Genomic DNA, 17,896 nt, shown 5'->3' with positions numbered 1-17,896 from the left:
CAGGATGAGCAAGCGCTGTGGACAGTTCTGAGAAGGAGATTTGCGCATAGTGGCACCCCTTACAAGTGACTGACTGGTTATTCAAGCAAAACAAATTATATTATAGTAACTTTAATTAAATTGTCAACGATATTATAGAATAAAATATATCTAGTTCTGCATTAATTCGCCTAAAATGAGTTGTATCGTTCTAAAACACAATGGTATTTTGCTTGTAGTTTATTGAATTTTACATGTTATTTATCGAATACGCACGTCAATACAGTGCATTAATAAAAAATGCCACCTTAGCCTCTCTACACAAGGTTCAGCTTGTGCATTCAAGACTCCGGTGGCACTTAGGTTATTTGAATAGACGTTGAGAAAATAAATAAAGGTCATTCCTCCATACCGGCCAGTCATGTCCTCCGCTCTCTTCATACCAGATATGAGCCACTCCCTGCTGCTGCAAATACTGATGAACCCCTACGCTAATATGGAGCAGATTGTCCTGATCGCCGCAGGAAAGCCATAACAGCAAGAGAAGTGACGACACCTTGGCTGGATCAGGCACAAGCTGTTCTGGCGTTTTGGTGTTAGGTGCTGCAGAAAAGGCTCCGACCCAGGCGAAGGAATCCAGATTGCTAAGTCCGATGTTTAACGACTGACCTCCGCCCATGGATAAGCCTGCAATAGCTCGATTATCTCTGTTGCTGTTCGTGAGATAGTTGGAGTCAATGTAAGGGATGAGATCATCAATGAGATCCAATTCAAAGCGTTCAAAAGCTTTTATCTTCTCCGAATCAAACAGGTCTCCCTCTGCTCGATCATTCGGCATAGCACGACCATTGGGTAATACAACAATCATCGGTTCAAGCAGATTGTCAGCATAGAGATTGTCGAGAATAATCTGCGGAGCGCCATGGTTACACCACTCCTTTTTGTCTCCACCAATGCCATGCAACAAATACAGAACAGGATACGCCTCTTCTGTTGAGAACTCGGGTGGTGTATACACCATTGCTTTACGCGTATTGCCTACTGTTGTAGAGTTATACTCTACAGTCTTGATTACGCCGCGAGGTATGTTCTCTCGATATTGGTCAAATCCTGTTGGTGCTAAAAAGTTCATTTCCATGGCTCCCTTCAACTCAACGTATACTTTCACCCTTAGAGCTACATCTAGGCCGCCTTTTGTTAATCGACATATCCGAAACCTAGAATGGTAAACCTCTTGTCTTCATAACCTTCCGCCATTTCAATCTCAATCTTGTGCTCACTGACCTCATTTTCGTTAATTAGAAGTGTCACATGACAATGTGTCCAATTCACTTGGTGTGGATCGGCTTGTTTGATGTGTTCATCATCTACTCTAATATTGGCGGTACCGAATTCATCACTACCTGAATCTTTAAAGATCAAAATAAAACGTTTGCAATTTAAATGTAATGTAAAACGATTCAGTTCTTGCGTGTCCTCCCTGATATACATCCAATTATGAGGGAACAAAGGCGTACCATAATCATGATCATGCATCTCAGCCATCTGTAACTCTGTATCCGTATGCTGGAAAGCTCCTACTTCAATTTTCGCAATATGCTCAATGTTCTTTCGATCCAGCAAATTAACATTTACGAAATCGTTTCCAATTAAAGGTGTTCGATCGAAGCACTGTTCCACCTGATCGAGCGTTGAGTGATCCGTAACGTCAAACAGATGAGAGAGTGCGTCAGCCATGATCCGGTGTCCCAAGTTTGTCGGATGATATATATCATGGAAATACTGTTCTTTGGTAATCACGTTTCCTTCGGCTGGCGTCTTCTGGAATTGCTCTACAAGAGCATCTTTCATACTCACCATAGGCAGATCATAATGCCATCCGATTGGAGCTAGACGATCTTGTAGATTCCAGTCGTTCTCGAACACGCTGAAAAGCAAGATCACCGCTGGCTTGTTATCAGCAGCAAGTGCTTTGATCACCAAGCTTTCATAACAATTGCCCTTTGTTTCGTCATCCGCGTCATTAACGGCAAATTCGATGATCAGAATGTCCGGCTGAACCTGACCATCCCGAAGCACATCTCGGTCATAACGTATGATTCCAAGCTCAGAGGGTGTTCCACCTACACCGGCTTTGATCAGGTTAATCAAACTCCCGTCTAAGGGAGCATACCTATTCTTAAATTGCTCATAAGAACGATAAGCATAGCTTTGCAGATGAATAGGTATAGCACCTGCACCTTGAGTAATTGAACCTCCAATATAAGCAATATTAATCGGTTCACCTTTTCTAGCTTTCTCAATAGCTCGCTTCAACCTAACATTGTTACCCTTGTTCAGAAGAGATCGTTCGATCAACTCGCGATATGCCTGAGATTCAAAGTCCACCTGCGTCTCATTCGCTGATTGTACAACGCCTACAGGATCACGTGGTGCTGAATAATCTCGTTTATCATCTACACTTCTTTCATCGTCCAACATGTTAAGTCATCACGTTCCTTTCTGTTCCCACCTAGCTCTATCCCTCCGAGTTTAGCGCCCATATCTTGTAACAACAACCTGACAAAGTATAGGACTTGACTCAATATATCACTTGGATTCGCTGTCTAATAGACGAGATACGGAAAACCTATAATTTCTGATGTAAACGCTTTAATTTATAGAGTCGAACCGGTGATACAATAGGATAAACGGATTCATTAAGGGAGGTAAAGCATGCAAATTACAGGTCAGAATGCATATGATTCAGGTAACTATACCAATATGTTTCACAAGTTAGGGTATAGCGAACAAGAGATTAACACACGACTGGAGTTTACATGGAACGAATTGTTTTATGGAGATGAACAAACACGAATCTATTACCCTATGGGTGAAAACAAAGGCTATTTGCTGGACACAGGCAACCACGATGTACGCTCTGAGGGCATGTCTTACGGGATGATGATGGCTGTACAGATGAACAAAAAAGAAGAGTTTGATCGTCTATGGAATTATGCCTACACATTCATGCAGCACACTGAAGGACGATATAAAGATTATTTTGCATGGCATTGTAAGCCTGACGGAACCCGGATCTCACAAGGACCTGCACCTGATGGTGAGGAGTTCTTTGCTATGGCTTTGTTGTTCGCCTCTAACCGCTGGGGCGATGGCGATACGCCATACAATTACCAAGAACAAGCTCGAAAAATTCTCCGTGCGTGCATTCATCAAAATGAAAACGGTGAGGGCGATCCCATGTGGGACCCAGAGACTCGGCTAATTAAATTCGTGCCCGAAGCGCCATTCAGTGATCCATCTTATCATCTTCCCCACTTCTATGAACTGTTCGCTATCTACGCAGATGAGGGTGATCAGGTATTCTGGCAAGAGGCCGCGGCCGCAAGTCGGGCATATCTGCATACCGCCTGCCACCCTGTGACAGGACTTTCGCCAGAATACGCCAATTATGATGGCTCACCTGCTCCCATTCAGCCTCACGGTGACTATAGACACTTTTACAGTGATGCCTATCGAGTTGCAGCGAATGTTGCGCTGGACTGGGAATGGTTCCGCAAGGATCACTGGCAAGTCGAACAATCCAATCGGATTCAGTCTTTCTTCAGCGACATTGACGTATCCGATTATCGTCGTTATACCATTGAAGGCGAAGCCTTTGACGAACCTTCCTTGCACCCCATAGGTTTGCTTGCTACCAATGCTATGGCTTCACTGGCGGCAGATGGCCCGCATGCAGAGTCATTTGTTCATCAATTCTGGAACACACCTCTGCGCCAGGGAGAACGCCGCTACTACGACAATTGTTTATACTTCTTCAGTCTGCTTGCCTTAAGCGGCAGATATCGGATTTATTAATTTACATCTGTAAACAGAAGAAGCATAAAACCCTCTGGTTTCTTCGGAAGCCAAAGGGTTTTATGCTTCTTCTGAATTTTTACTCTTTCTAATTCTTGAATGTCATCTAAACTGTGTCATTCGAATATAAGAATCTCCTCTTTTTCACCCCAAGTTACAATTACACTTTCGATGTCTCTCCAGTCCTCTACACTACTTCTAGTTGGCAGCTGAATGACTTCAGCCGACAATACCAGTACGTTCCACGCTCTCCACGAAGTATCGCTGTACAAACAAGTAAATTACGATCAACGGCAGGATCGCCAGCAAAACGCCTGTATCTTGAATCATGCTTAGGTAGAAAGGGTCTGCCTTCGAAGCGCCATCGCTGACTTGTTGAGCCAGATTGTATGGAAGAGACGACAACTGGGTAGACATCACCTTGCTGGACGTCAGATATGTGGTCGTGTAGAAACTATCGTTCCACTGCCAAACAAAGGAGAACAGCATTACAGTTACCATCGAAGGGATGGCATTAGGTAACATAATTCTGGTGAACGTCCGGCCAATCCCTGCTCCGTCCACGTAAGCTGCCTCTTCCACCTCTTTAGGGATTCCCCTGAAGAACTGGCGAAAGATGAAAATATACAGCCCTGCTTTGAGTGAATTCGCTGTAATGGCAGTAAGAATGAACGGCCAGTAGGTGTTCAACAGGTTAATGGGTTTGCCTGTGATGAGCGTTATAATACCCATCAGATCAAAGCTTTTTAGATTAAGATAGACTGGAATCAGAATCGTTGTTGGTGGAACAAGAATCGTCAGAATTACGCCAGCAAACAACCAGTTACTGCCTTTGAATTTCAATCGGGCGAACCCGTAGCCGGCAAGCGCGCAAGAAGCCGTCGTTAGTAGAGTTGTTGTTGCAGATAACGCAAATGTATTAAACAGCGTTACCCAGTAATCCATGACACGAATAGCTTCCTTGAAATTGTCCACGGAGAAGTTCTGGGGAATCCATACAACGACTGCTGAATACAGATCTCCCTTGTCCTTAATGGATGTTGACACTTTCTGAAATATAGGAAAGAGGATAACAAAAGAAAGTCCGGTAATCAGAACAAAACGGATGATGGACCACAGCCAGCCTTTCCAATGTTCTAATGATAATAATCGTGAAGTTGTCACACTAAACCTCCTCCTTTCTAATCTTGATAGAAGACCCGTTTCGAGAAAATAATAGATACAAGGACTAGAATGATGGCGATCGCTAAGAAGTAGACCCACGCCATAGCAGAGCTTAGACCAAAATCAAATTTGACGAAGCCAGTATCCCGGATCAGTTTTGTCATGGCGTTATTAGCAAACGAATCAATGATCGTATAGATTGCATTGACGAAAATAAGCGGACTCACCATCGGAAACGTGATCTTCCAGAACGCCTCGTATCCGGTTGCACCTTCCATCTTAGACGCCTCATATAGTTGAGGAGAGATTGTCTGAATACCGGCTAGAAAGATCAAAATCTGTACACCAGATTGACTAACAATCTGATAGATTCGATCTACGGCGCTGCTTAAATAGGTGACAACCCATTCACTTACTCCTGCATCAAGCATCAGGTTCTCCAATTCGAAAGTCCCCAGCGAGCTTCCACCTGTACTACTTTGATTAACTGCATCAATTAGGCTTGTGCTCTCCAGTGTCATGATCACGCCTGATGCAAGAATAACCGGCAAGAAAAAGATCGAACGTGCTACCGCTCTACCTCTGAATTTCTGGTTCAGAATAACCGCAAGGAACAAACTAAAGATGACAATAAGCGGCACGTTCACAAGTACATCTGTCACCGATTCGATGAGTGCCCGGTTAAAGCTGGTATTCACGGTCAATGCCTGAATATAATTGGTGACCCCAGTGAATTGAATTGCGATCCCTTCTGCATTTGCCTGTATTGTGCTCAGGCTGTACCTTAGGGAAGCCAGCAACGGAACGAAGAAAAACAATACAAATCCAACAAGCCAGGGAAGCACGTAAATCATGCCCCACATGGCTTTCTGCTGAGCATACGTACGACTTCCCCATTTCCACTTCAGGAGCATCTTCAGAGCTGCTCACCACCAGTCACATAACTTTGAGCTTCCACAGTATAGTTCTCAACTTCCACTGGAAAGTCGTTATAATTCACGATTGCGAATCCGCCGCCCTCATACGTTGTCTGAAATACACCTTCGGATACGGATTGATGCCCGATCATCGAACGACCTATAAACGGCAGATTTGCCTGATTAACCTCTCTGTACATCTCAGCCGCCAGATCGATCCATTGCTCATAATTCGCCGCATAGAGATGATCAAAATCAGTCTCTTTCACGACGTGATTGGGTGCATTAAACCAAGCAAAATATGGACTTGCCCCATATTCAATCAACTTCAGCACATACTGTCTTGCGTTCGTATATGTCGATAGATTATAAGGGGAACCGGTATAGCTGATACTTCCGTGCATGACAAGCTGAAAGAATGGAATCTCTTCATCCTCCAACTTGAATCGGCTGCTGGTCATGGGAGCATCTGTCAGACTTGTGACATAAGGGAGTGCATAAGCATTTCCTCCCTCAGCAACCACGGAGCCGACCTGCTGCTTAATTTGTTCGAGTGTAGTCGTCACCGTGCTTAATACCTCAGTTCGATCCAGTAGTTTCTTCGGATTCATATCGCTATTCAGTTGTTCTGTCAGATCTGACAGGGAAAGCCCCTCCGTTTCAAGTGGCTTAAGCGCGCCAAGCATTTTATCCGTTATATTGCCCAGTAGATTCGGAGAGAGAATGTAGGAAGGCGATCGATCCCGGTCGGGACGTTGGATTGCACGATTCATCGGATAGTGCACCGCCGGTTGCTGGGTCAGCGTGCGGGATGCCTCTCTGGATGGTTTGAATCCACCTTTGGAATGCACATTCAATACCGCTACATCTGGATAAAATCCAATGCCGGCATCACGAGCAAACGTACTGAATTCACGCATTGCTTTTTGCCCGCCGATAGCTCCATCGACTTTAATTGAATCCGGTATTCGGTGATGAATTCCCCCGTTAAGCCATCCTGCATAACGAACCTGAATATTAGCAACATCCTTCTCCATTAACGTAGAGAGTATCTTCTCTGCTTCGTCGAAAGTGGTTAACGCCTGCGTGGAATCGTAAGGAATGCCCAGCATATGCTGCCTTGTTGTTATACCTCCAAATAGTTTGAGATAAAAAGGGATACTGTCCTGTTCCTTGCTGGCTTGTTCCTCAGGCACTCCGCCCGTTCGTTGCAGGTAACTTCGATACACGGAGGCAAGACCCGAATAACTAGCCTCTTCTGCACCAACAAAAGCATAACGAACGACAAAGTCAGATACGGTCGGCTGATTCTGAAATTTGGGAAGTGTTCGGACCATATCGCTGGCCTGCAATGTAATATCGCTCTTATTCACCACATAGAAGCTTGGGTATACGTTGTTGTAGCTATTAAGCTTGCCGCTGATATCTGCGTTGACAACTGCAACAGCATCCCCTTCCTCAATAATGCCTAGAAAAGCACCATCGGTCCGAATTAATCCAAAAACCGGCAATCTTGCTTTGGCTTCATTAGAACTTGCTTCCCGCATTTTCATCGTGAGGTCAGGCCCATATATATCCTGCTGATAGGCAGGGTAGAGCGTCTTCCCATTGTTAAAATGAATCAATGCTCCTGAGCCGTCGGGAACCAGCATAGAGCCCTCTTCACTTGTGCTACCTGCTCCGAAATATTCCAGCACAGATATGCTGTTAATTGGATATTCCTCTGGAAAATGAATGCCCGAGGCAGGTACCCGTACCAACAGATCCTGTCCGTCCAGCTCATATTCCATCGTGAGCATAAAGAGTCGTGGCCCACTTCGTTCCTGCTCGACTCCATGTTCCGCATGGTCTTGCACCAGATCCTCTTCCGTGTATCCGGCTTCATCAAAAGCTTTCAGGGCTCGGGATAGCTGTAACCCTTGAAGCGCCTTATCATTTCGAACATAGACGCCCTCGTCCTTGTCTTCTGCATAACCAATCTTCAGGGCTCGTTCCCCAACCTTGTCGAGCTGAGCGAGTAAGTCTTGCTCGAAACGTTCTTTGCTAATCTTGACTGGCAAGTCTTCGATCGAACGCTCGGTACTTCCAAACTGATAGTGAACCCGTACACCATTTGGCAATGCTTCATAGCTTATCTGCTTATGTCTGACACTATCGGTGTAGGAGTTCACTGTACTGCTCTGGCCGAGACTATTAAAGAAGCTTAGCCTGGTTTGCGACGATAAAAGATCTTTGTTAATCCCTGCTGCAATCGCATCCTGCTCTCGATCTGTGGGATTGCTGCGCCAGATTTGCCCACTTTCCCTATGAATAATTGCAATTTCAGCAGTCTCCTCATCAATGAACAATTGCAACGCATTATTTAGGGCAATCCCGAGCATGCCTGGTAGGCGATCATCACGGAAGGAAGATTTTAGTTTTTCTCCGGGAGGCAGGGAAGGTATATTAGCCTGGTCAACGGCATTCGCAGTCACTTGGGTTAATGGTGAAGGCGAGAACTGACAACCGCTGAGAAGCAGACTGCTCATGAGCAGCATTCCAGTTATTTTTTTGACTACAGCGTGTTTCATTGCTTGTTCCCCCTTCCTTAGCCCCGAAGCACTAATTCCTGATAGATAGTCACTGCAAAAGATACAATCTGTTGTACGAGACTGAAGAATAACAGGCACAAAAATGCCATAAATGCCATAGCTACAAGTGTTAGGAACATGGTGAGTATCGTTTTGGCTGGCGTATACTGGTGAACCGTCATATTGCCAACGAATAATAGGTACACCGTCCAGCCAATAGCAATCGCATTAGAGAAATAATAGAAGGCGGTTTCCTGTACAGAGATTACCAGACTCAGCCAGATCCAAGGAAACTGAATCAACAACAATGGTACCAAGGCGAAGCATGTAGACATAAAAATTTCGGAAAACTTACCTTCCCCATCCATCAGTGTTGTTAAGGACCAGTTCGCAACACACCAGAACAACACTGGAAAGATGACATATACCATTTCAAGCAGACTGTTTAGCCGTTTTGGATTGTTGAAATTGATTAGAAAACCACTGTACTGTGCATGCAAAATCTTGGTCATAATCAAAAGCAGCATGATCATACCTGCAATTAGCAGTGTCATTTTCTGATTTCGTTCATATTTCAGTTCCCAATATCCGTCAAACGGATGAAAAATGAGATGCAGCGGATATTGGTATAATTGCTTACTTGACGCCAGCATTCGTTGTCCTCCTTTTCTGCCTACGAACGATCGTGACGGTGACAAGCGAACCTACAGCTAGGAATAGTCCGGACATCATCCATGAGAAATGCTCACGCATCAGCTCTTTGCGGAACAACAGAAACGCTTTGGAATAACCAAGACGCTCCATGCTACGCTTGAAGTATTGCGCAGAATCTGCATATTCCTTCTGGCGAAGCAGGGCTTTACCGATGCCGGCATAGGCGTATTCCAGATTGGCGTTCATCTCAGCAGCTTTGGCAAACAGCAACGACGAATGATCTTCGTCACCGTAATAATAACTGCGCACCGCATCGTGTAATGTACGCCCATACTCGGTCGTTTGAAAGATGGTGATCTCACCAAGTGCTTTGTCCAGTACAAGGATCCGCTCCCCAGCACGCTCAAGTGCAACAGGTGTGTTAAATTGCCCCTGACGATTACCAATACCACCAAAAATATGGAGCAGATAACCGTCACCATTGTAGGTGAAGACTCGCCCTGTATTCGCATCTAACACGGAGTACATGTCACTGTCCCCCACGTCAACATCAATCAGTCGCGATGGCCCTGTCTCAGTGGTGTACATCATATCTCCTTGAGGTGGCTGGTAGCCTTCTCTGCGCAAGATGTCCGTTCCTTGGGCGTTCAGCTTCTTAATTGGATCCTTACCACGATCTCCACTTGTGGCATAGATGAATCCCTCTTCATCCATATCCAGATTAGTGAACTCCGTTGGCGTGAACATGACCATCTGACTCCGCTGCTCACGAGTTGCAAATCGTTTCCACAGATACTCTACCGGGTCAACCTGAACTCGATTAGCTCCGATAAATGAGGAGAACGTGCCATCCGCATTAAACTCCATGAATCCGTCAAAGACACCTTCAGCCATGACGTAAATGCGTTCTCCTTTGTCCATGACGACCCGTATAGGCATAAATTGAAAGTCTGCTCGCAACAGATCTGATTGCGGTTCAGCTACAATTTTGACCAATTGCCCGAGTTCATCTAGATGCACTACACGTTGATTATCTGAATCTGCCACTAGCAAATGTCCTTTATCCGTAACGTAAAGCCCTTGAGGGTTATTAAAATGGTCTGGCTGCCCTTCACGTTCAAATGAATCGATTACCCGAACGAGCTTGAAATTACGATCCATCTCGATGATCCGTCCATTGCCCGAATCCAGCAGGAAGACCCGCTCATCGGCTGTAACATGCAGGTCGCTCGGTTCCTTGAACGCATCCGTGTTCAGCTTCCTGCCCGTAATGATTGCCGTTGCTTCATATGCGGCTGGAGCAGGAACCGCTTCGCCCCAATAGGAATAATGATATGCCTCTGACGTTCCGTCCGCGTTGACTAGGGGTGCCTCATGCCCGAACAATAGGAGGCAGACCATGCCTATGATGATCCATTTTCGTTTGTTCCTTGTGCTTGTTCGCACCTAGCTGCCTCCTTTCTAGTCTTTCATTCCAGAAGTGGCCATCGTCTGCATAACACTGCTCTGGGAGATGATGAACAAGGTGATCGGTACAATCATGAGCAGCAAGGCGACAGCAGCACCAACCCCTGCCCTTGCGATCCCCCCCTGAACAATCTGACTGAGTGCATAATGCAGCGTTTTGAGATTCTCACTATAAATGAAGCTACCGCCATCTGTTCCCCAAAGTGCAGGAAACTGCAAAATCATGAGTGTAAGCCAAGCGGGCTTCACATTGGGCATCACTATGCTCCAGAAAATTCGGTATTCATTGGCTCCGTCGATTTTGGCTGCCTCTAGCAACGCATCGGGAATCTGCTCCATGAACTGTTTCATCAGGAACAATCCCAGTGAGAATGCAAGTGAAGGCACAATAATGGACGTGTGTGTGTTAATCCAGCCGAGCCATGACATCACCATGTAGTTGGGAATTGCAGTAACATGTGGTGAGAACATCAGTGACAAAATGACGATCGTGAACAACACTTTGGAGCCAGGAAAACGGTACTTGGCTAGCGGATAAGCTGCTGCAGAAGCAAGAAGGATATGCCCTGCGGTTCCGACCAGCGTAATGAGCAGTGTATTAGCAATGTACCGGGATAACGGTACCCATGAGTTGCCCATGAGATTAATCAGATCTGCAAAGTTCTCCGTCGTCGGATTATTCACCCAGAAGCGAGGTGGGAAAATAAAAAGCTCATCCAGTGGCTTGAAGGCATTGTTTACGGCATAGATAAGCGGAAGTACCATAAATGACCCGAACAGAGCAAGCAGTGCGAATAACATCAAGCTGACGGTAAATGACCGATTGAGTTTCTTCGGCATGCCAAAGATGGCCCGTACCTTGCTGGTCATTGTCATTCACCTATCTTTCTCAGCATTTTTTGCGTTAGAACGTTTGTTCCAAGCATCAGTGCAAATAAAACGGTGGCGATTGCCGAAGCGTATCCCATCTCGAAGCGAATCGTACCAAAGTCCATCAAATGAGTGACCACGGTATGCGCAGCATAGTTCACACTCGGGAAACCTGCTAACGCAATTGAGATCTCGGCTACAGCGAACGAAGCTGTGATCTGCATGACTGCCCCAAACATCAACTGCGGTCTCATCGAAGGCAGTGTAATGAACCAAAGTTCCTGCCATCGGTTCTTAATGCCGTCCACTGTACCAGCTTCCACCAAAGACCGATCGATGGTCTGAAGCCCTGCAATAAAGGCTAGAAAGCTGGTACCTAAGCTAAGCCATAGCTGTACAATGATGACGATGGCTAACACGTACTTCTCGTTGGACAGCCATTGAACCGGCTCCAGGATGATGCCAAGACGCATCAAAAAGCCATTCATGTAACCGTAGCTGTCACCAGAGAAAATAATTAGCCAGATGAAAAAGACGTTGCCGGATATGGATGGTGCATAGAATACCAGCGTCATCACTGCCCGAACTTTGGGGGACAGCTCATTAATGATCCAGGCAAATAAGAAACAAGCAATATAACTGACTGGACCCGTGATAACAGCAAAAAGCAGCGTGTTTTTGAGTGCGATCAGAAATACATCGTCATTTAGGAAAAGCCGTGAATAATTCTGCCAACCGATAAATCGCGGCAACTCCAACATATTGAAGTGAAAAAAGCTTAAGCCGAGCGAAATACCGACCGGAATGACCGTAAACATAAAAAAGATCAACATGAACGGTGCCATCAAAATATAATAGTGCCTGCTGAGATATAGATCCCGTTTAAGCAGGGTCCACCAGCCGACATGGCGCGCTTGGATGGCAGGAGCGGCGGCTGTCTTGGTTGTTTTGGCTTGCAACCGTTACCCTCCCTTTCCTCTATTTCAGATTAAATTCCTTACGCTTCAACTCAATTTCATCATCGATATACAATACATAATCGGACAAGGCCTCACGTGGGTTCTCATTTGCGTTGACGACCTTACGGAAAGCATTATCTAGATGTCGACCGGTAAAATACCCTCCGGGAACTTGCGGAATGCCCTGCACCCACTCCCATTGCTTCTCCAGGTTTTGATAATCCTTCACAGGCCAAGGTAATTGCTTCAGAGCCTCAATATTGGCTGTTGGATAACGAGCAGCTGCGCCCATTAGACCTTCCATTTCTCTTCCGTATTCGATCTGTGTCTGCTCATCCGTCCACCATTTCATAAACTTCCATGCTGCTTCTTTGTTGTTGGCATTTTCAAGCATCATCGCGGCACTGGTCGAGCTAGCTACTTCATGTCGGATCGAACCATCCGGAAGCTCTGTACCCGGAACAATTGTGAAGTCCCAGAGGTTACGTATTTCTGGAGCCATGACCGTCAGCATGTTATATGTGGTGTAATCAGCAATACCAATTGGCATCTCTCCAGTACGGAAGCGATTCGGAAAATCAGCCTTTAGCGGAAATTTGTAATTGGTATAAAATTGTGTCCATCGCTTGAACGCATCCATCGAAATCTCTGAATCGAGCGCACTCTTCTTCTGATCCTCGGCATAGAAGATGCCATCATTCTGGTATAGGAGCATAGCAAAGGTTGCATTTGGAACTAGATTGGCGTTATTCAGCGTATCCTCAATAGGCAGATAAAACTCCATGTTATGCTTCTGCAACACAGCAATAGCGTTGTATACGTCCTGCCACGTTTTTGGCGGCCCCAGCTCCAGCTCACTGAGGACATCTTTCCGGTAGAATAACATTGGAAATTGCTGTTGCTCCGGAAGTGCGTAGACTCCATCGTTGTAACGGTACGGCGTTAATCCACTTGCGCGGAATCGATCTGCAATTTCTTCAAAGTCTGGGAACGTGCTTAGATCAGCTGCCGCATTCCTCATCGCATAGTTTACGGGAATATCTTCACCCATCTGCATAGCCACGTCAGGTCCTTCGCCAGCAAGTGTCGCGGGTAGCAAGATATTAGGAGGAACAAGGCGCAATTGTACGGAGACATCCGTTTCTGGTGTAAATGAATCGTCAATCAATCCTTTTAACACTTGGGCCTGATCTCGTCCGGTCGTAATCCATACGGTAATCGATTCCTGCTTCTGTTCCACGTTACCAATACTGTCGTAATCCTCCGTGTAGGAAGCGACGTAAGCGCCCATTTCGTGCTTCACTTGCTGGAATACGCTCGCTTCTGCTCTTGGCAATGCCTCATCTAGCGAAGACACAACCAAGTAATCCAATGTAATCGGTTGTTCACGAACCGAAAGAATCCACGTACCGAGTCCGCCTACATTAATCTTGAACGTATCCAGACGTTTGGGTACTGTCTCCGGCCTAGCTGCCATATCCTCTAGCTGAACGACCATCGCATGCAAGATAGCAACCTTATCACTCTGTTCTCCTGTTGCCTGTTCCAGATAATCAGCTACAGAACGAAGTGTGTTTGCCTGCCGTTCAAAGACCTCTGTCATCTCTGGAATACGGCGTTCCAATTGATAATCCCGAAGCGGATCAGGTGTTTTGGAGGTGATCATCAATATTTTGCGGTACATCTCATTCAGTTCCAGCACGCTGGATTCCACGGTACGAAGGAGCGGCGCAATATCACCTAGTGTTACTGTCATTCGCAGTCGATGCGTGCCTTTTTCGAGATGGAATAAATAGGGCTTCTCTTCACTACTTCCCAATACCTGAGTTTGCCAAGCTGGGCTGTAATTAAATCGAAGGCGTTTCATCTCCTTGAATGGAACTTGGCCGTTGATTGTCAGACTACGGGTGGCATAGACGCCGCGCAGCTGATCCTGCTTCACTTTTAACGCGATCTGGTATAGTCCATCTTCAGGCACCTCGACCTCCCACTCGATCCATTCCCCAGGCAACTTCCAATTGATGCCGCCAATGGCGTTGACTCGAATTTTGGATACGTCGTATGGCTCCAGCGAAGGGCTCGAACGATCTGATATTGGCGCAAGCGTAGGCGATGACTTACTCACTGCCTGTTCTCCTTGAACTTTCAACATCAACGAGCTTGCTTCTGTTAGCCCGCGCGAGGCATAGACCTTCTCCACGTCTGCATAGGAAGGAATATCCTCTTCCTGGTACAACTCAATGTAATCAATCGCCATACTCTCTCTCAGCGAGGTGAACGATAACTGTTGGTTTCCTTTTTCAAAATAAAACTGAAATGGTTCCTCGAAGTAGCCTGCGCTATCTTTGAACGAAGCGATCTGCCATTCAGGCTGTTCCACTTGTCTTGGTCTGAGGTCATTGCCGCGATCGTCCCTGCGAATGCTATCTTCACGATTGCCCCATACTCTGTCGAATAAGAGGACGTCTGCTCCCCTGAAAGGAACCTGCCCGTTCAGCTCAAGTCTCCGTTCGATGCCTGAACTTTTGCCTGTAACGGGATAATAGTGGATACGAAGATGGTACAGCCCACTCACCTGCACAGGAACATCCCACCGGATGCTTCCCGTTTCCGGCGTAATTACAGCACTCCCATCCAATCCGGCATAACCCTGTACGACCTCAAAACCGTCACCATCGGTCTGGGCATAAGCTTCGCCTTCAATTCGCACGGTTTGCTCGGGTTTGGCTGTATTCGAATGGGTAGTCAGGTAATATTCATAGCTGCGTGAATCCTCGGTACCCGATATCGCCTCAAAATCCTCAAGCGCATGCACTATTCCCGGACTCCGATCCCGCGATGGATATAAGGTCCATATGGAGAACACCAGAGCCACAACGAGCACAAGGATCAGTCCCTTTTTCTTTGGTGACCGCATGTTCGAATGTATCCCCTTTCCTGTATTCGTAAGCGACAACGACATGATGAGCTAATCCAGGCAGACCGCTTCCTAGAGACGATCTACCTGGGAATTTAATAGCGTAGTTTATTGGTATACCTCATCAATTGCGGCTTGAAATGGTGCTTTGTATTTCTCGATCAGGGTCGATACAGATACGCCTTCCTTCAGCTCAGCGTCGAAATCCCAGAAAGGTAGGGAAGGGAATGTATTATGATCCAAAACTAACATGCCCTCTGCCACCGTTCTGGCATTGTTGATGTCGGCTTCATCTGCCAAATTTGTTTCTAACGAAGATTGTTCTGGATAATCATAGACAGAATCAATTTCATTGATTTTTTCCCAGATATACATTAGTTGCTCGGGATTCTCTGCCGCTTTAGGAATCGTTAGTGCTTGGTAACGTGATTCACCGGAATGATAAGCTGACGCACTCGGTCCTTTCGGAAATGGCACAAAGCCGATGTCGTAATCCTGCATGTCTGTCATAATGCCGCTAACCTCGTACATTGCACCTGAATACATCAACGTATTACCTTGACGGAAAAACGTTGCTGGCTCCGTCCAATCGCCGCCTTCCGTTGCTCTGCCAACCTTCTCTGTGGCAAGTTTAGAGAGGAAGTTCAGTGCCTCTTTTGTTTTCGGATCTTCCAGGTTCTGTTTATCCTCTTTCGTCAAGGATGCTTCGTTCGAGTAGAGAATCGGTTCAAGCAGACCCGTCTGTGCTAATCCCCATGTATCCAGCTTACCGTCGTTATTGCGGTCCTGATTCGCCTGCTTAGCAACGCTAATGAACGTATCCCAGTTCCACTCATCGGCATCAACATACTCCTGTAACGGCTTTAAGCCGAGCTCCTGCATTAATGTGCGGTTATAGAATATTCCATTGATGAACGAAGACTTATCTTCAGTAAATCCATAACCCTTACCTTCGTATTGCATATATTCCTTGGTCGTTTTCTGATTGAATACCTTGTCGTTTTTGATATAATCATCCACCGGCCACAACAGATCTTGTTTGGTCAACGCTGGAATCGCATAGTTTTTCCCTAACCTCACTAGATCACCAAGCGGTTCACCCGCCATCAGAGAAGCGACCACTTTTTCTTGATATTCTCCAAAATCAATCGAGACATATTCAATCTCGAAGTTATGCTTTTTCTTCAATGCTTCTAGATTTTCAATGCGCTGAATGTTATCCGGATTGCTATCTGTAATTTCCATGTCCCACCAGGCAACAACTTTGATCGTTCTGCCGCCCATGTCAAAATCCATCTCTGGTGTGGATAATTCATTCTTCGGCTCTGCTTCGCTTGTTTGTTCCTCTTGCTCTTGTGGTGCGGGTGTTTCCGGCTCAGGCTGAGCGGTAGGTGCGGAACTACATGCAGCAATCAATAACATCAGTGCACATACCAAACTCAATAGCATAAACTTGTTTTTTCTCATCGTCTTCCCCCCTAATGTCGTTTGCTCTCAAAGTGTATCGCTCATATGAAAGCGTAAACAACCCGCCAAAATACAGGTATTTACCCCGATGAACTATAGAACACCTGACTTTTTAACGAATATCGAAGTGTTACACCTTCAATTGGTAAAGAAATGCACCATCTGCAAAAATATGGACATTGTATGCGCTTTCTTTTGTTCCCATAATGAAGGTAAGCCTTATTTCAGTGGAACTATCGGTTGAAAATTCAGGAGAAGGTGAGGTTTTGCTTCATGTACAACATATTACTTGTGGATTATAGTCGTCGTTTGTGCAGAGAGCTTCAACACCTGTTACAACACAACAATTCAGACTATACGATTGGGGATTGCGTCTTTGATTCAGCAGCTGCTCTGACCGCTATGTCCAAACAGGACTTTTCTGTCGTTGTCATACATACAGAGCAGTATGATACCGCTGGGTTGTGGCTATGTCATCACATTCGAAAAATAAGCGAAATCCCTATCCTTATTATGGGTGGGAGGGATCACTTCAAGCTTGTACGCAAGGCGTTAATATATCAGGTGAATGATTACTTGCCTTCTCCTCTCAGTACATCCGCTCTGCTCTGTAGTCTGCATGAACTACGGACGAAGCTGGAACCAGAGCCGCCTATGAAGAAAACAGCTTCTCTCACGCCGCCCATTCAAATTAATGGCAAAGCGATGGATTCCACTCATGTAATTCGAATTGTCAAATCGTATGTAAGGGATCATCTGAGTGATGAGATCACGCTGAAAAAAATATCGGATATGCTGCATTTTAACTGTGCGTATCTTGGACAGAAGTTTAAGCTTGAAGAGAAGATGTCCTTCAATGATTACATGCTGCAGCAGCGGATGGAAAAAGCGAAACAGCTTCTCTTGTCCACGGATCTGCGAATTTACGAGATTGCTGTTGGTGTAGGCTATAAGGATATCGACTGGTTCTACAAAAAGTTCAAGGCTTGTACGGGATCAAGCCCCAATGCGTATCGAAGGCAAAAAATCCACACCGCTTAGGCATGGATTGTCAGCATCTATATGCACATAATT

13 protein-coding genes are annotated in these 17,896 nt (G+C 45.8%); 2 read left to right on the top strand and 11 right to left on the bottom strand.

Going from position 1 to position 17,896, the window contains the following annotated elements:
- Positions 1-343: 343 nt before the first annotated feature.
- Positions 344-1,111 (bottom strand): alpha/beta hydrolase, encoded by a 768-nt coding sequence (locus MH215_RS16505; protein WP_239291535.1) that lies wholly within the window; start codon positions 1,109-1,111, stop codon positions 344-346.
- Positions 1,112-1,176: 65 nt separating this feature from the next.
- Positions 1,177-2,460: an SGNH/GDSL hydrolase family protein gene (locus tag MH215_RS16500; protein ID WP_239291533.1), complete on the bottom strand. Its 1,284-nt coding sequence runs from the start codon at positions 2,458-2,460 to the stop codon at positions 1,177-1,179.
- 234 nt (positions 2,461-2,694) lie between these two features.
- On the opposite strand from MH215_RS16500, the gene MH215_RS16495 reads away from it, so the two are divergent.
- On the top strand, positions 2,695-3,837 hold the full coding sequence (locus MH215_RS16495; protein ID WP_239291531.1) for a family 8 glycosyl hydrolase: 1,143 nt from the start codon (positions 2,695-2,697) through the stop codon (positions 3,835-3,837).
- Positions 3,838-4,056: 219 nt separating this feature from the next.
- Here MH215_RS16495 and MH215_RS16490 read toward each other — a convergent pair whose 3' ends face one another.
- From MH215_RS16490 to MH215_RS16450, 9 genes are all read right to left on the bottom strand, one after another.
- Positions 4,057-5,001 (bottom strand): carbohydrate ABC transporter permease, encoded by a 945-nt coding sequence (locus MH215_RS16490; protein WP_056690374.1) that lies wholly within the window; start codon positions 4,999-5,001, stop codon positions 4,057-4,059.
- A 17-nt stretch (positions 5,002-5,018) separates the two neighbouring features.
- Positions 5,019-5,921, bottom strand: coding sequence for a carbohydrate ABC transporter permease (locus tag MH215_RS16485; protein ID WP_481857454.1), 903 nt, complete (start codon positions 5,919-5,921; stop codon positions 5,019-5,021).
- Positions 5,918-8,488: a DUF5696 domain-containing protein gene (locus MH215_RS16480; RefSeq protein WP_239291527.1), complete on the bottom strand. Its 2,571-nt coding sequence runs from the start codon at positions 8,486-8,488 to the stop codon at positions 5,918-5,920. Before MH215_RS16480 ends, MH215_RS16485 begins: the two co-directional genes overlap by 4 nt.
- Before the next feature lie 17 nt (positions 8,489-8,505).
- On the bottom strand, positions 8,506-9,141 hold the full coding sequence (locus MH215_RS16475; protein ID WP_239291525.1) for a YIP1 family protein: 636 nt from the start codon (positions 9,139-9,141) through the stop codon (positions 8,506-8,508).
- The gene (locus tag MH215_RS16470; RefSeq protein WP_481857447.1) at positions 9,125-10,588 is read right to left on the bottom strand and encodes a hypothetical protein; all 1,464 of its coding nucleotides are present in this window, start codon (positions 10,586-10,588) and stop codon (positions 9,125-9,127) included. The genes MH215_RS16475 and MH215_RS16470 overlap by 17 nt, the downstream gene beginning before the upstream one ends.
- 15 nt (positions 10,589-10,603) lie before the next feature.
- Positions 10,604-11,485 carry a carbohydrate ABC transporter permease gene (locus MH215_RS16465; RefSeq protein ID WP_397338249.1) on the bottom strand — a complete coding sequence of 294 codons (882 nt, stop codon included), beginning with the start codon at positions 11,483-11,485 and terminating at the stop codon, positions 10,604-10,606.
- Positions 11,482-12,399: a carbohydrate ABC transporter permease gene (locus MH215_RS16460; protein WP_235540363.1), complete on the bottom strand. Its 918-nt coding sequence runs from the start codon at positions 12,397-12,399 to the stop codon at positions 11,482-11,484. The genes MH215_RS16465 and MH215_RS16460 overlap by 4 nt, the downstream gene beginning before the upstream one ends.
- Positions 12,400-12,457: 58 nt before the next feature.
- A complete protein-coding gene (locus tag MH215_RS16455; protein ID WP_239291523.1) occupies positions 12,458-15,355 on the bottom strand; it encodes an extracellular solute-binding protein in 2,898 nt (965 codons plus the stop codon).
- 108 nt (positions 15,356-15,463) lie between these two features.
- Positions 15,464-16,822: an extracellular solute-binding protein gene (locus tag MH215_RS16450; RefSeq protein WP_239291521.1), complete on the bottom strand. Its 1,359-nt coding sequence runs from the start codon at positions 16,820-16,822 to the stop codon at positions 15,464-15,466.
- Between the two features lie 273 nt (positions 16,823-17,095).
- Between MH215_RS16450 and MH215_RS16445 the strand changes: the two genes are divergently transcribed.
- Positions 17,096-17,863, top strand: a complete 768-nt coding sequence (locus tag MH215_RS16445) for a helix-turn-helix transcriptional regulator (RefSeq protein ID WP_239291520.1) — start codon at positions 17,096-17,098, stop codon at positions 17,861-17,863.
- Positions 17,864-17,896 lie beyond the last annotated feature (33 nt).

Source organism: Paenibacillus sp. ACRSA, from assembly GCF_022346845.1.
In the GTDB taxonomy this organism is placed as follows: domain Bacteria; phylum Bacillota; class Bacilli; order Paenibacillales; family Paenibacillaceae; genus Paenibacillus.
This window is presented reverse-complemented; position numbering and strand designations above follow the sequence as displayed.

Coding starts and splice junctions, on each gene's coding strand:
- MH215_RS16480 (WP_239291527.1), bottom strand. CDS start 8,488: ATGAAACACGCTGTAGTCAAAAAAATAACTGGAATGCTGCTCATGAGC.
- MH215_RS16450 (WP_239291521.1), bottom strand. CDS start 16,822: ATGAGAAAAAACAAGTTTATGCTATTGAGTTTGGTATGTGCACTGATG.
- MH215_RS16495 (WP_239291531.1), top strand. CDS start 2,695: ATGCAAATTACAGGTCAGAATGCATATGATTCAGGTAACTATACCAAT.
- MH215_RS16445 (WP_239291520.1), top strand. CDS start 17,096: ATGTACAACATATTACTTGTGGATTATAGTCGTCGTTTGTGCAGAGAG.
- MH215_RS16455 (WP_239291523.1), bottom strand. CDS start 15,355: ATGCGGTCACCAAAGAAAAAGGGACTGATCCTTGTGCTCGTTGTGGCT.
- MH215_RS16465 (WP_397338249.1), bottom strand. CDS start 11,485: ATGACAATGACCAGCAAGGTACGGGCCATCTTTGGCATGCCGAAGAAA.
- MH215_RS16505 (WP_239291535.1), bottom strand. CDS start 1,111: ATGAACTTTTTAGCACCAACAGGATTTGACCAATATCGAGAGAACATA.
- MH215_RS16500 (WP_239291533.1), bottom strand. CDS start 2,460: ATGTTGGACGATGAAAGAAGTGTAGATGATAAACGAGATTATTCAGCA.
- MH215_RS16475 (WP_239291525.1), bottom strand. CDS start 9,141: ATGCTGGCGTCAAGTAAGCAATTATACCAATATCCGCTGCATCTCATT.